Origin of the sequence: Cellulomonas sp., assembly GCF_035634735.1 — a bacterium.
Lineage (GTDB): Bacteria > Actinomycetota > Actinomycetes > Actinomycetales > Cellulomonadaceae > Cellulomonas.
This window is the reverse complement of record NZ_DASQCJ010000118.1, coordinates 1-13,099: the sequence shown is the minus strand read 5'-3', so window position 1 is coordinate 13,099 and position 13,099 is coordinate 1. Positions and strand designations below refer to the sequence as shown.

General features: G+C 74.2%; 15 protein-coding genes. All 15 read right to left on the bottom strand.

What is annotated here, in order from left to right; genetic code table 11:
- Positions 1-564 (bottom strand): elongation factor P, encoded by a 564-nt coding sequence (efp, locus tag VER05_RS10500; protein ID WP_324845301.1) that lies wholly within the window; start codon positions 562-564, stop codon positions 1-3.
- 135 nt (positions 565-699) lie between these two features.
- Positions 700-1,659 carry a GGDEF domain-containing protein gene (locus VER05_RS10495; protein ID WP_324845300.1) on the bottom strand — a complete coding sequence of 320 codons (960 nt, stop codon included), beginning with the start codon at positions 1,657-1,659 and terminating at the stop codon, positions 700-702.
- A gap of 151 nt (positions 1,660-1,810) precedes the next feature.
- Positions 1,811-2,323, bottom strand: coding sequence for a hypothetical protein (locus VER05_RS10490; protein ID WP_324845299.1), 513 nt, complete (start codon positions 2,321-2,323; stop codon positions 1,811-1,813).
- Positions 2,320-3,000: a hypothetical protein gene (locus VER05_RS10485; protein WP_324845298.1), complete on the bottom strand. Its 681-nt coding sequence runs from the start codon at positions 2,998-3,000 to the stop codon at positions 2,320-2,322. Before VER05_RS10485 ends, VER05_RS10490 begins: the two co-directional genes overlap by 4 nt.
- A gap of 104 nt (positions 3,001-3,104) precedes the next feature.
- Positions 3,105-4,226, bottom strand: a complete 1,122-nt coding sequence (aroB, locus tag VER05_RS10480) for a 3-dehydroquinate synthase (RefSeq protein ID WP_324845297.1) — start codon at positions 4,224-4,226, stop codon at positions 3,105-3,107.
- The gene (locus VER05_RS10475) at positions 4,223-4,807 is read right to left on the bottom strand and encodes a shikimate kinase (RefSeq protein WP_324845296.1); all 585 of its coding nucleotides are present in this window, start codon (positions 4,805-4,807) and stop codon (positions 4,223-4,225) included. Before VER05_RS10475 ends, aroB begins: the two co-directional genes overlap by 4 nt.
- Positions 4,804-5,994, bottom strand: a complete 1,191-nt coding sequence (gene aroC / locus VER05_RS10470) for a chorismate synthase (RefSeq protein WP_324845295.1) — start codon at positions 5,992-5,994, stop codon at positions 4,804-4,806. The genes VER05_RS10475 and aroC overlap by 4 nt, the downstream gene beginning before the upstream one ends.
- Before the next feature lie 88 nt (positions 5,995-6,082).
- Positions 6,083-6,937, bottom strand: a complete 855-nt coding sequence (locus VER05_RS10465; RefSeq protein WP_324845294.1) for a hypothetical protein — start codon at positions 6,935-6,937, stop codon at positions 6,083-6,085.
- Positions 6,937-7,623 (bottom strand): hypothetical protein, encoded by a 687-nt coding sequence (locus VER05_RS10460; RefSeq protein ID WP_324845293.1) that lies wholly within the window; start codon positions 7,621-7,623, stop codon positions 6,937-6,939. The genes VER05_RS10465 and VER05_RS10460 overlap by 1 nt, the downstream gene beginning before the upstream one ends.
- Positions 7,620-8,678 (bottom strand): type IV pilus assembly protein PilM, encoded by a 1,059-nt coding sequence (gene pilM / locus VER05_RS10455; RefSeq protein ID WP_324845292.1) that lies wholly within the window; start codon positions 8,676-8,678, stop codon positions 7,620-7,622. The genes VER05_RS10460 and pilM overlap by 4 nt, the downstream gene beginning before the upstream one ends.
- Before the next feature lie 108 nt (positions 8,679-8,786).
- Complete coding sequence (locus tag VER05_RS10450; protein ID WP_324845291.1) at positions 8,787-9,575, bottom strand: prepilin peptidase; 789 nt, start codon at positions 9,573-9,575, stop codon at positions 8,787-8,789.
- A 19-nt stretch (positions 9,576-9,594) separates the two neighbouring features.
- On the bottom strand, positions 9,595-11,193 hold the full coding sequence (locus tag VER05_RS10445; RefSeq protein WP_324845290.1) for a hypothetical protein: 1,599 nt from the start codon (positions 11,191-11,193) through the stop codon (positions 9,595-9,597).
- A gap of 44 nt (positions 11,194-11,237) precedes the next feature.
- Positions 11,238-11,882, bottom strand: coding sequence for a hypothetical protein (locus tag VER05_RS10440; protein ID WP_324845289.1), 645 nt, complete (start codon positions 11,880-11,882; stop codon positions 11,238-11,240).
- Positions 11,883-11,887: 5 nt separating this feature from the next.
- On the bottom strand, positions 11,888-12,346 hold the full coding sequence (locus VER05_RS10435) for a type II secretion system protein (protein WP_324845288.1): 459 nt from the start codon (positions 12,344-12,346) through the stop codon (positions 11,888-11,890).
- 127 nt (positions 12,347-12,473) lie between these two features.
- A complete protein-coding gene (locus tag VER05_RS10430) occupies positions 12,474-12,971 on the bottom strand; it encodes a prepilin-type N-terminal cleavage/methylation domain-containing protein (protein WP_324845287.1) in 498 nt (165 codons plus the stop codon).
- Positions 12,972-13,099: the final 128 nt, after the last annotated feature.

Here is a 13,099-nt window from a genome sequence, read left to right as displayed (position 1 = left end):
TCAGTCGTTCACGCGGCCCAGGTAGCTGCCGTCGCGGGTGTCGACCTTGACCTTGGTGTCCGACTCCAGGAACAGCGGGACCTGGATCTGGTAGCCGGTCTCCAGCGTCGCCGGCTTGGTGCCGGCCGAGGAGCGGTCGCCCTGCAGGCCCGGCTCGGTGTACGTCACCATGAGCGTCACCGACGGCGGGAGCTCGACGTACAGCGGCACGCCGTCGTTCGTCGCGACCATCGCGTTGGTGCTCTCGAGCATGAAGTTGGCGGCGTCGCCGACCGTCGCGGCCGCGACGGTGATCTGGTCGTAGGTGTCCGTGTCCATGAACACGAAGTCCTCGCCGTCCTTATACAGGTACTGCATGTCGCGCTTGTCGACGTTGGCCGTCTCGACCTTGGTGCCCGCGTTGAACGTGCGGTCCACGACCTTGCCGGACAGGACGTTCTTGAGCTTGGTGCGGACGAACGCGCCGCCCTTGCCGGGCTTCACGTGCTGGAACTCGATGACCGTCCAGAGCTGGCCGTCGATCCTCAGCACGGTGCCGTTCTTCAGGTCGTTCGTCGTCGCCACGTGTCGCTGCTTCCTGTCCTGGGTGCGTCTGCCGGGGCCGCCACGCGGTCCCGCGGGGTCGCGGGCGGGGCTGGGCCGCCGACCATCCTAGCGCGCGGGGCCCCCGGCGACCGCCGGGCACCGTCGCGCCGCGGGTCAGACGTTGCCGGCGAGCGTCCGGCGCGCGTCCTTCGCGGCGAACAGGTCGGCGTCGGCGCGGTCGAGCAGGCTGCGCACCGTGTCCTCCGGGCGCAGCACCGCCACCCCCGCGCTGGACGACAGCGCGCTCCCGTCCGCCGCCGTCGCCGCCCAGCGGCGGGCGTCGGCCTCGTCCGCGCCGGGCAGCACGGCGAGGAACTCGTCGCCGCCGACCCGGCCGAGGAACGCCCGCGGGGGCAGGGCGGCGCGCCACGCCGCGGTGAGCGCGGCCAGGAGGTCGTCCGCGCCGAGGTGGCCGTGCCGGGCGTTCACGACCTTGAAGTCGTCGACGTCGAACGCCACGACGCTCAGCGCCGCCCCGGTGCGCAGGGCGCGCGGGACCACGCCCGCCAGCCGCTCGTAGAACGCGCCGCGGTTCAGCACCCCGGTCAGGTGGTCGGTGCGGGCCTGCCGCCGCAGCCGCTCGGACTGCTGCGCCATCAGCCAGCAGGACAGCAGCGCCATCGTGCTCGCCGCCACGACGATGACCGGGTGCACCGACGCGGGCGCGAACGTCGCCGACAGGGCGATCGCGGCGACCACCACCCCGGCGACCACCGCCGCGCGCCGCCGCTCCAGCGCGTACGCCGCGAACTGCCCCGCCACGACGAACCCGAGGGCGAACACCACGACGCCCTGCGCGGTGTGGCAGGTGGTGACGAGCACCGCCGAGACCACGATGCCCGCGATCACCACGGCCTGCGTGCTGCGCTGGTGCACCGGCAGCGCGAGCAGCAGCCCGCACAGCACCACGTCGACCGCCGACACCACGAGCCACCACGCCGCGGGCGAGAACGGGTCGGCGGGCCAGATGCCGCCCAGGCCCGTCACGACCGCCATGACGAACAGCCCGACGGCGAGGTGGTCCCGCGCGGCGACGTCGCGGTCCTCCCCGGGCCCCTCGTGGTCACCGCGCATGCGTCCCCATCGGGAGGCACGGCCCGTGACTGGACCGCTGGATCGGGTGAACGCGGGCGCACGGGCGCGCTGACTCGGGCGCGGCACACGGCGCGGCGCCTGGCGGCGCGCGACGCCTCACCGCGCGCGGCGCCTCACCAGACGCGGCGGGTCACCGGGTCAGCAGCCAGCGCCCGAGCACGCCGACCCCCGCCGCCCACACGAGCGAGGCCAGCGTGCCGATCACGAACCGCTCCGACACCGCCGGGTCGTCGCCGGCGCGCAGCTCCGGGTACCGGCCCAGGCCCTTGACCGCGACGACGACCGCGACGCCGCCCGGCTCGCCCGCCAGCAGCGTCCCGGTGATCGCGAGCCGCTCCAGCACGCCGATCCACGTGCCGCCCCGGAGCTTGGCGCGGGCGCGGTCGCTGTCCGGGCCGTCGCCCAGGGCGCGGGCGTTCGCGTCCCCGTCCGCGCCGGGGTTGACCCGGCCCTTGCGGTAGTCGCGGGGGCGGTCGTTGGCGGGCTCGCCGGGCGTCGCCGGCGCCGCGGGCGCGGGTCCGCCGCGCGGGCGCCGCCCGCCCCGGTCGGCCACTCGCAGCACGCCGGCCGCGGCGACCCAGCCGAGCCCGACGCTGACCGCCAGGGCGGCCACCACCAGCACGGTCCCCCACAGCGTGGTCACGCGCGCCCCTCCCGGTCGACGTCGGCGGACCCATCGTCGCCGCCGGTCCCGGCGAGCCGGAGCAGGCGCGCCGCGGCGGGCCGGGCCGCGGACTCCTCGGCCCAGAGCGCCGTCCGCAGCCGCATGCTCACGGCCTGCTGGGTGATGCCGAGCGCGTCCGCGAGGTCCTGCTGGCGCAGCGGCTCGGCGGCCCGTCGGACCAGGTCGACGACGGCGCGCCCCTCGGGAGTCCGGCGCGCGGCGATGCTCCCCAGCAGGACGAGCACCGCCTCCGCCTCGCGCGCGACGTCGGGGTGCTCGCCCCGGACCGCGAGCGGCGGCAGCGTGCGCGGGCGTCGCGCCTTGGCGGCCTCGACCGCACCCCGCGCCAGGATGAACGCCGACCCCGACCCGGCCCGGGCGTGCGCCGGCAGCGGGCGGTCGACCGCCCCCGCGCCGATCCCGACCGTCCAGCCCCCGAGGTCGAGGACGTGGAGGGCGACGTCGACCGCGAGCCCGGCATCGGCGAAGACCGCCTGCACCTCGTCCCCGGCCGTGCGCTCGAAGGGTCGCTCGAGCCCGCTGGGCCGCCCGGGCGCGCCCGCGAGCGGCCCGTCCGCACGGAGCGAGTCGAGCAGGGCCTCGACCTGGTCACCGCGCCTGCGGCTGGCCTCCTGGTCGACCGTCATCACCCACATGACATCAGGCTAGGGCGTTGTCGACCCGACCTACAAGAGCTGATGTTTGTGGCAGCGCCTGACAAACCCTGAAGTTTGTGGGAGGCCGCCACAAGGCGCAGGCCTCACCCCAGCGCGATCCCCCGGACCGGGGCGACGCCCTCGGAGATCTCCGCGTACGCCGCCACCAGCAGCGACGGGTCGGGCCCCTCGAGCCGGGACGGCCGCGCCACGTCGTCGAGCACCACGAACCGCAGCAGGTCGCCGCGGGTCTTCTTGTCCCGGCGCATCGCCGCGTGCAGCTGGTCCCACCGGTCCCCGCGGTACGCCGTCGGCAGGCCGAGCCCCGTGAGGATCGACCGGTGCCGGGCGACGACCGCCTCGTCCAGCCGGCCCGCGAGCCGCGCGAGCTCGGCGGCGTACACCATGCCGACCGACACCGCGGCGCCGTGCCGCCAGGAGTACCGCTCGACGTGCTCGACGGCGTGGCCGAGCGTGTGGCCGTAGTTGAGGATCTCGCGCAGGCCGGCCTCCTTGAGGTCCTCCCCCACGACGCGCGCCTTCACGGCGACCGACCGCTCCACCAGCTCCGCCAGCACCTCGGACGACGCGGCGCGCTCCGGGTCGGTGATCTCCGGCCCGTGCGCCTCGACCAGCTCGAGGATCCGCGGGTCCGCGATGAACCCGCACTTCACGACCTCGCCCAGCCCCGCGACGTAGTCGTGCCTCGGCATGCTCGCCAGCGCCGCCAGGTCGCAGAGCACCCCGGCCGGCGGGTAGAACGTGCCCACGAGGTTCTTGCCCTCGACCGTGTTGATGCCCGTCTTGCCGCCGACCGCCGCGTCGACCATCGCGAGCAGCGTGGTCGGCACGTGGACCACGCGGACCCCGCGCAGCCACGTGGAGGCCACGAACCCGGCCAGGTCGGTGGTCGCGCCGCCGCCCAGGCCGATGATCGCGTCGCTCCGCGTGAAGTCCGCCTGCCCGAGCACCTGCCAGCAGAACGACGCCACCTGCGCCGACTTGGCGGGCTCGGCGTCCGGCACCTCGGCCAGCAGCGCCTCGTAGCCCTGCGCCGTCAGGTCCTCGCGCACCGCGTCCGCGGTCGCCGCCAGCGCCGTGGGGTGGATGACCAGCACCTTGCGGACGCCGTCGCCCAGCAGCCGGGGCAGCTCGCCCAGCAGGTTGTGGCCGATGACGACCTCGTACGGCTGGTCGCCCGTGACCTGCACCGTGCGCGTGCTCATGCCCCGCTCCCGTCCTCGCCCGTCGCACCGCCGCCGGCCGCGGGCTCCCCCGCCCGCAGGTCGGCCAGCGCCGCCTCGATCCGCTCCGCCACCACGGCCGGCGTGATGCCGTCCGTCGAGACGACCACCGTGGCCACCGCCTCGTACACCGGCCGCCGCTCCGTCATCAGCGCCTGCCACCGGGCCCGGGGGTTCCCGAGCAGCAGCGGGCGCGACTGGTTGAACCCGACGCGCGGCGCCGCGTGCCGCAGGCTGACGTCGAGGAACACGACCACCCCGCCGCCGGCGCGGTAGGCGGCCAGCGCCTCCTGGGTCGCCGGGTGCAGCACCGCCCCGCCGCCGAGCGCGAGGACGCCGTCGTGCTCGGCGAGCGCGACCCTGACCGCCTCGTGCTCGAGCTCGCGGAACCGCGGCTCGCCGTCCTCCACGAAGATGTCCGTCACCGGCTTGCCGGCCACGGCCTCGACGTCCGCGTCGGTGTCCCGCTCCGCGAGCTGCCAGCGGCCGGCCAGCGCGTGCGCGACCGTCGACTTGCCCGACCCGGGCGGGCCGACGAGGACGACCCGCGGGCGGGCGCTCATCGCAGCAGGTCGGGGACGGACGTGACGTACGCGTCGAGGTTCCGGCGCACCTCGCCCACCGAGTCGCCGCCCGTCTTCTCCAGCAGCGCGTCGGCGACGACGAGCGCCACCATCGCCTCGGCCACGACCGCCGCCGGCGGCACCGCGCACACGTCGGAGCGCTGGTGCTGCGCCTTCGCCGGCTCGGCGCTGGACGTGTCGACCGTGTCGAGCGCGCGCGGCACCGTCGAGATCGGCTTCATCGCCGCGCGCACGCGCAGGACCTCGCCGTTCGTCATGCCGCCCTCGAGCCCGCCCGCGCGGTTGCTGCGCCGGCGGATCACGCCGTCGGCGTCCCGCTCCATCTCGTCGTGCACCTGCGAGCCGCGGCGGGTCGCGGTGCGGAAGCCGTCGCCGACCTCGACGCCCTTGATCGCCTGGATGCCCATGAGCGCGCCCGCGAGCCGCGCGTCCAGCCGCCGGTCCGCGTGCACGTACGAGCCGAGCCCGGACGGCAGGCCGTAGACCAGCACCTCGACGACGCCGCCGAGGGTGTCGCCGTCCTTGTGGCACTCGTCGATCTCCGCGACCATCGCCGCCGAGGTCGGCGCGTCGAAGCAGCGCACCGGGTCGGCGTCCAGCGCCGCCACGTCGTCCGGCGTCGGCAGCGCCGCGTCGTCGGGCGTGGCGACCGGGCCGATGCCCACGACGTGCGACACCAGCCGGATGCCGGCGGCCTGCTCGAGGAACCGCGCCGCGACCGTGCCGAGCGCGACCCGCGCCGCGGTCTCCCGCGCCGACGCGCGCTCCAGCACCGGGCGGGCGTCGTCGAACGCGTACTTCCGCATGCCGACCAGGTCCGCGTGGCCGGGGCGCGGCCGGGTCAGCGGGGCGTTGCGCGCGCGGTTCAGCTTCTCCGGGTCGTCGACCGGGTCGGACGACATCACGTCCACCCACTTGGGCCACTCGGTGTTGCCGATCTCGATCGCGACCGGGCCGCCCTGGGACTCGCCCAGCCGCACGCCGCCGAGGATGCGCACCTCGTCCTGCTCGAACTTCATGCGCGCGCCGCGGCCGTAGCCGAGCCGGCGCCGCGCCAGGGCGTCGCGGATGTGGGCCGACTCGACCTGCACACCCGCGGGCAGGCCCTCGAGGACGCCCACCAGGGCGGGGCCGTGCGACTCACCGGACGTCAACCAACGGAGCATGGACGGGATCTTCCCACGTCGGGCGGGCACGGCCGCGCCCCGGTCCACGTCGTGGGCCGGGGCGCGGCGGTGGTGCGGGGTGGTGCGGTCAGCTGGAGGGGACGGTGCCCGTGAACGGGTTCCGGTCCCCGGACGGGAGCGGAACGCTCGGGTCCTCGGGCACGGCCGCGTCGGCGCCGCTCGCCGAGGTGAGCACGAAGGCCGAGACCGCGACCGCGACCTCGACGTCGCCCTCGGCGACGGCCGGACGCCCGTCGACGGCGTCCGCCGGCTCCAGGCGGGTGAGCGTGAGGTCGCCCGCGAAGAAGTAGCGCTGGGTACCGCGCTGGAGGGTGTCGATGAACGTCCGCACGTTCTCGTACGGGCCCACCACGTCGACCGAGATCGGCAGCGCGTAGAAGCCGTCGAGGTCCATGACGTCCTGGGCGAACGCGATCGCGAGCGCGTCCGCGAGCGGGTCGCCGCTGGCCTCCGCGGCCGCGGCCACCTCGTCCGCGGCGGCCTGCTCCTCGGCGGACGCCTCGTCGGACGCCGCGGCGTCGCCGTCCGTCGACCCGTCGGCAGCCGCGTCGTCGGTCGCCGTCTCCGGCTCCGGCGCGATCCACTCCTGGGCCGCGCCCGGGGAGGAGGACACGAGCGTGACGCCCGAGGCGGTCGCGATCGAGTCGATCTCCCGGAGCATCGCGCTGATGTCGGCGCGCTGCGGCACGCGCGTCTGCGCGCTCGCCAGCGCGGCGCGGTACTCGTCGATGTGCGAGAACTGCTCCTTGAGGTCCGCGACCTGGTCGGCCAGGTCGTCGTTCGACGTCACGAGCGCGGCGGTCTGCGCGTCGAGCTCGCCCGCCTGGTCGAGCTGGGGCTTCACCAGCAGGAAGGCACCGAGCCCGAGCACCACCGCGCACAGCAGCGAGGTGCCGATCACCCAGTTCTTGAAGGAGTTCATCAGGGCAGCTCCCCCATGAGTCGGAGCGAGAACGCGGACATGGTCACCTGCACGGTGCCGGTGACGTCGTAGGCCGAGGCGTCGTTCCGCTTGATCACGGACACGCGCGGGTCGTCGAAGCCGCGGACGCCGTCGAACGCGTCGAGCAGGGCCGCGATGTCGACGGGCGTGGCCGACGTGCCGGTGAAGGTGAGCTGCACGACGCCGGGCGTCACGAGCGGGTCGGGCACGCCGGTGGTGGCGGGGTCCGCGGCGGTGACCAGCGTCTGGATCGACATGTCGGGCGGCAGCACCGCCGAGACCGCACCGAGGTAGTCGGCCCAGAGGATCTCGCCCGACGAGGCGAGCACCGTCGCCTTGCCCATGCGCGTGATGTCGTCCAGCACCGGGGTGACCTCGGCGTACGTCTTCTTCTCCGTGAGGAGCGAGTCCGTGCGCGCCTGCTCGGCCGTCAGGTCGTCCTGCGCGTTGCCCACGACCAGCGTCCCGACGAACCAGGCGGCCGCCACCAGCACGAACGCCCCGAGCACCGCCAGGCCGAACCAGCCCCGCACCTCGCGCAGGCGCTGGACCGCGCGCACGCTGTCCGGCAGCAGGTTGACCTGGGGCAGGCCCCGGCCGATCAGGGTGGCCTCGGCGGCCTGCTTGCCGCCGCGCTGCTGCTGCCGCTCCGCCACCGCCGTCATGCCGCCACCCCGTAGGCCAGGCCGGTCGACAGCGCGACCAGCGATCCCATGCCGTCGAGCGAGCCCGCTGCGACCGACTTGCCGACGCGGACGCCCGACAGCGCGTCGCCGAGGACCGCGGGCAGCCGGCTCGCGCTCGACAGGTACTGCCCCAGCCCGTCCAGGTGCGCGCCGCCGCCCGAGAGGACGACGACCTCGATGCCCTGGCCCGGGTGCGTCCCCGCGTAGTAGACGAACGTGTTGCGGATGGCCTCGACCAGCGCGCGCGTGACGTCGCCGACCGCGCCCTGCACCGCGGGGTCGGCACCGGGGTAGCCCAGGCCGGTCGCCCGCTTGGTCTGCTCGGCCTCGGGCTGGGCGGCGCCCATCGCCGAGGCGACGGCGTCCGTGATGTTCTGGCCGCCCATCGGCAGCACGCGCACCAGACGCGGCGTCGTGCCCTGCGCGACCACGACCGTGGTGATCCGCGCGCCGATCTCGACGTAGGCCGCGATCCGCCCGGCGAGATCGCCGCGCGCCAGCGCGCGGACGAGGGCGAACCCGTTGAGGTCCACCATGGTCGGCCGCAGGCCGGCCGCCTCCACCGCGAGCAGGTTGGCGGTCACGGTGTCCCGCGGCGCGGCGATGAGCTGCCCGCGGACCATCCGGCCCTGCGGGCCCTCGACCTCGTCCGTCGGCAGGAAGTCCAGCAGGGTGTCGTCGACCGAGACCGGCAGGATCTCCTGCACCTGGTACGGCAGCGACGCCCGCAGCTGCGGGAGCGGCATCCAGGGCAGCTCCATCTCGCGCACGACGACCCGCTGGTTGCCGACGCCGATGACGACGTCCTTGCTGCTGAACTTGGACTGGTGCCAGAGCCGCTTGAGCGCGTCGGCCACGACCGTCTGGTCCGTCACCTCGCCGTCGCGCACCGTGCCGACCGGCAGGGCGACCTGGCCGTAGCGCAGGAGCGTCGGCGGGTTCTTCCCGCCGGGCCCTCCGCTCCCGAACTCGAGCTCGGCGGCGCGGACGGCAGTACTGCCGATGTCCAGGCCGATCACGCGTGCAGAACCCACCTCAGGTCCTTCCGACGGGGGGATGACTCGTGGGACTCATCGGCCGCGACCTGCGCGGTCTTGAGACGTCCCACCTGACTGGCGCGCGAGGTCACCCGCACGCCCCGTTCACAGGCCCAGGAGGCCGAGGTACCACTGCCCGACCGCCGGGCCGGCGACGAGCCCGACCCACGCGCCCGCGATGAGGAACGGGCCGAACGGGATGGCGGTCTTGCGCCCCGCCCGCCGGCGCGCCAGCAGCACGACCGCGAACACGCCGCCGAGCAGGAAGCCGGCGAACCAGCCGACCAGGACCGCGGACCAGCCGACCCACCCCAGGTACAGGCCCAGCACGCCGGCGAGCTTGACGTCGCCGAGGCCCATGCCGGCCGGGTGGATCAGGAAGATCACCAGGTACGCCCCGCCGACGGCGAGGCACCCCAGCACCGCGCGGAGGAACGCCGCGCCCCCGGCGTCCGACCCCGGGCCCCACGACGCGAGCGCGAGCAGCGCGAGCGCGACCGGGTACGACGGCAGCACGATCGCGTCCGGCAGCCGGCGCACGTCGAGGTCGATGAGCGCGAGCGCGATGCTCACGGCCGCCAGGTACCAGAACGCCGGCAGCGACCAGCCGAGGCCCTGCCAGACGAGCACGCCCACGAAGGCCACCGCGGTCACCGCCTCGACCGCCGGGTACCGCGCGGAGATCGGCTCGCCGCAGTCCCGGCACCGCGCCCGGAGCAGCAGCCAGGACAGCACCGGCACGTTGTCCCGGGCCCGCACGGCGTGGCCGCACCGCGGGCACGCGCTGGGCGGGTGCACGACGGACTCGCCCCGGGGCACGCGCCAGACGACCACGTTGAGGAACGACCCCAGGACCAGGCCGAGCAGGCCGGCCGGCGCGGCGAGCAGGATCACGGCCGCACCCGCCCCGCGGTCACGAGTCCCCCGGGTCGAGGTTGTACCGCGCGGTCTGCTCGAACGCGTAGAGCGCGCTGGACGGGCCCTCCATGCCGGGCGGCGTCATGTCCGAGTGCACGATGGTGGTCGCCACCGACGCCTGGAGCTGGCAGGTGTACACCGACCCGTGCAGGTTGACGGTGTTCGTGAAGCTCGTCTTGCCGTTGGTGTACAGGAGCACGTCGACGTTGGCGTCGAACGTGACCGTGTTCTTGAGGTCGAGCGTGCCCTTGGCGGACGAGGGCAGCGTGCTCGAGCAGGTCGTGGCGCCCGCGGGGACCGGGACGATGATCCGGAGCTTCGCGCCGTTCTTCGTCGAGGAGACGCGGAACGAGTTGTTCACGGAGAAGCTCTTCACGACGATCGTCAGGTCGTCCTTGAGGTTCAGCACGATGTTCTGGAAGTTCACGTCGCAGGTCCGCGCGTCGATGACCGTCGGCACGGTGGGGGACGTCATCGGGCCGTTGATCCCGTAGTTCGCGGCGTCCGCGGAGCAGGTGCCGGCGGTGCGGCCCGAGGCCCAGGACGGCGCGTTGTTCGCCGCCGCGCTCTCGTTGATCCAGGTGCTGACGTTCTTGACCGGCCACCCGGCCTTCTGCACGTCCTCCCACGTGATCGCGGGCATGACCTCGGCGGGCGGGGCGTCCGGTGCGGCGCTCGGGCTGTTGGCCGTGTAGCCGCCCTGGAAGACCGTGCTCATCGTGGCCGCGCCCGTGATCGCGCCCCCGGCCCGCCCGTAGCCCGTGACGATCGGCCCGGTGTTGCTCGCCGAGATGCCGCCGGCCGCGGAGATCATGTTGCCGCCCACCCGCGGGGTGGCCGTGGTGAGCGAGATCGGGCCCTTGGTGCGGAACGTGCCGCCGATCGTGCACCCGTTCGTGAGGCTGGACGTGCCCGAGCCCGCCGCCGTGACGTCGCCGGTGACAGCCCCGGACGACGTGCAGCTGTACGTCCCGCCGGCGGCGACGCTGTTCGCGATGCAGCCGTTCGTGATCGACACGTTGCCGGTCGCGCTCACCGGTCCGATGATCGCGCCGGAGCTGTTGCAGCCGTAGTCGCCGTTGGCGTGCAGGCCGCCGCCCTGGATGTTGAACGTGTTCGTCGCGGTGAACGACGAGCCGGAGAAGATGCCGTAGCCGAACAGCGAGCCGCCCGAGGGGACGTCGGTGACCGCCAGGCGCTGCTTGACGGTCCGGGTGGCCGTGCGCTCGCCGTCGGCGGTGTTGATGGACACGTCCGAGGTCGCGGTGACCTCCGCCTCCACCACCGGCATCGAGGTGGGGATCGGGCAGTTGAACGCCGTGCCGCCCTCGGTCCGGTACCGCAGCGTGACCTCGGTGGTCGACGAGCCCGCCGGCGTGACCTCGCTGTACGGCAGCGAGCACGGGAACGTCGTCTCCGCGCCCTTGGTGTAGAGCGACATCTGCGACAGCGTCCGGTCGACGGCGTCCTCGGCCGACGCCTGCGCCTGCACCTGCGCGCGGGCCCGTGCGCTGGTGCCGGTCGCGAACGACACCGTCGCCACCATGGTCACGCTGACGATGGCGACGACCGCCGCGATGGCGATCACGGTCACCAGGGCGCTGCCCCCGTCGCGGGGGGCGGAACGGAGACGTCGGATCAGAAGCATGTGGTCCCGCCTGTGCTCGTGCCCTGCGGCCGCGGGATGGCGGCCGACGTGATGGTGAGGCTCGACCCGTCCTGGCCGTCGGTGACCTCGAACCGGATGTGCGCGCCGGTCGTGCCCTCCGCCGTGAACACGGGCAGGGCCGCTCCCCCGCTGGTCGAGGCGTGCACGCCGTCGAGGGCCACCGCCCACGCGCTGAGGTCGGAGGACGCGGTGAGACCCGTCGTCGGGGCGCCGGCGCCCGGCGCACCCCGCGTCGTGCGCAGCTCGCCCGAGGCGGTGTCCACGTACCAGCCGCGGCACACGAACGAGGCGGGGTCCGCGTCGTCGTCGCCGACGCGGGTCTTCACCAGCAGCAGGCGGCCGCCGAAGCCGGACGGCGTGCGCACCGTGACCGCGTTCCGCAGCGCGCCCTGCATGTCGGTCAGCACGACCTGCGACGCGCTCGAGGCGGTCGCCTGCGCGCGCACGTCGCGCTGCGTGACGAGGGTCCGGACGATCAGCGTGCCCACGATCGCGAGCACGATCCCGGACAGGACCATGTACGCCAGCAGCTCGGCGAGGGACATGCCCGCGTCCGGCGTGGCGCGCGCGGCGCGGAGGGCGCGGGGGTCGACGGCGCGGCGGAGTCGGTGCACGGCGCTCAGTCCTTCCCGACCCAGATCCGGGAGGTGACCGTCGCGGTCACCGGGCGCGCGCTCGCGTTCGTGTTCGCCCGGACCGTCACGGTGTACGGGACGAGGCCGTCCACGTCCGGGCAGGTGATCGAGGACGCGGCCGTCTCGGTCACCTCGAAGTCGATGCCGCGCGAGTCGTGCACGGCGCCCTCCGCGGTCGCCGCCGAGCTGGCGAGGTGCGCCTTCAGCTGCGTGCAGGAGGTGGCGGCGGACCGGGCGCGCTCGAGCTGCTGGTTCGCGATCTGGCTCGCGGTCGCCAGCTGGGCCGCCCGGGCGGCCTGCACGGTGGAGGCGAACAGCAGGGGCAGCGCGGCCGCCATCACGATCCCGAAGATCGCCATCGCGACGAGGATCTCGATGATGCCGACGCCCGCGTCGGCGTCGCGCCGGCGCTCGCCGCCGGCCTCGCTGTGCTGCTGCGCCACGTGCTGCCCTCCTCGCGGGTGCTGGGGTCCGGCCCGCCCGGCCGCTGCCGGGTGGTGTCGCGCCGATGGGGCGGGGCCGCGTGCTCGCGTGCCCCGCCCCGTCGGGTGGTGCGGTGTGGCCCGAAGGTCACGGAGTGGTCGTGGTGGTCTTCTCCTTGATGCCGCCGGTCTCGTCGACGATGAAGACCTTCTCCGTGGCCGAGGTGGCCTCGATCGTGAACTTGCCGTTGGCGATCGTGACCGAGTCGGCACCGTCCACGCCCTCGGACCAGGCGAACTTGGTCGTGGCGGACTTGCCGTCGGACGAGACCGTGTCATCCGTGCCGAACGTGATCGTGGTGGCGTTCGGGGCGTCGACGAGCGCCGACGCGACGGCGATCTTCGCGTTGCCCAGGTCCGACTTCGCGGCCGAGTCCTTGGCCTTCGCCTGCTGGTTCAGGTACACCGGCACCGCGATGGCGGCGAGGATGCCGATGATGATAATGACCACGAGGAGCTCGACGAGCGTGAAGCCCTGCTCCTTGTTCTCCATGGCCTTGCGGTAACGAGCGATCACGCTGTGCTCCCGAGTTCGATGTGAAATGTCCAGATCCGCCGGCCCGTCAGGGCCGAGGAAGTCGTGCACCCATTGCATCGTCCGGGACCCGCCCCGACTTGAGTCGCGAGAACGGGTGACTTCTTGTTCACCCGTTCGGACGCCCGCCGGCGATCACTCGATCAAGTTGAAGACATTGAAGATCGGCAGGTAGAGCG

What these genes read in the sequence shown, in the direction of transcription:
- VER05_RS10495 (WP_324845300.1), bottom strand. Translation starts at nt 1,659, where the DNA reads ATGCGCGGTGACCACGAGGGGCCCGGGGAGGACCGCGACGTCGCCGCG.
- VER05_RS10485 (WP_324845298.1), bottom strand. Translation starts at nt 3,000, where the DNA reads ATGTGGGTGATGACGGTCGACCAGGAGGCCAGCCGCAGGCGCGGTGAC.
- aroB (WP_324845297.1), bottom strand. Translation starts at nt 4,226, where the DNA reads ATGAGCACGCGCACGGTGCAGGTCACGGGCGACCAGCCGTACGAGGTC.
- VER05_RS10475 (WP_324845296.1), bottom strand. Translation starts at nt 4,807, where the DNA reads ATGAGCGCCCGCCCGCGGGTCGTCCTCGTCGGCCCGCCCGGGTCGGGC.
- aroC (WP_324845295.1), bottom strand. Translation starts at nt 5,994, where the DNA reads ATGCTCCGTTGGTTGACGTCCGGTGAGTCGCACGGCCCCGCCCTGGTG.
- VER05_RS10465 (WP_324845294.1), bottom strand. Translation starts at nt 6,937, where the DNA reads ATGAACTCCTTCAAGAACTGGGTGATCGGCACCTCGCTGCTGTGCGCG.
- VER05_RS10460 (WP_324845293.1), bottom strand. Translation starts at nt 7,623, where the DNA reads ATGACGGCGGTGGCGGAGCGGCAGCAGCAGCGCGGCGGCAAGCAGGCC.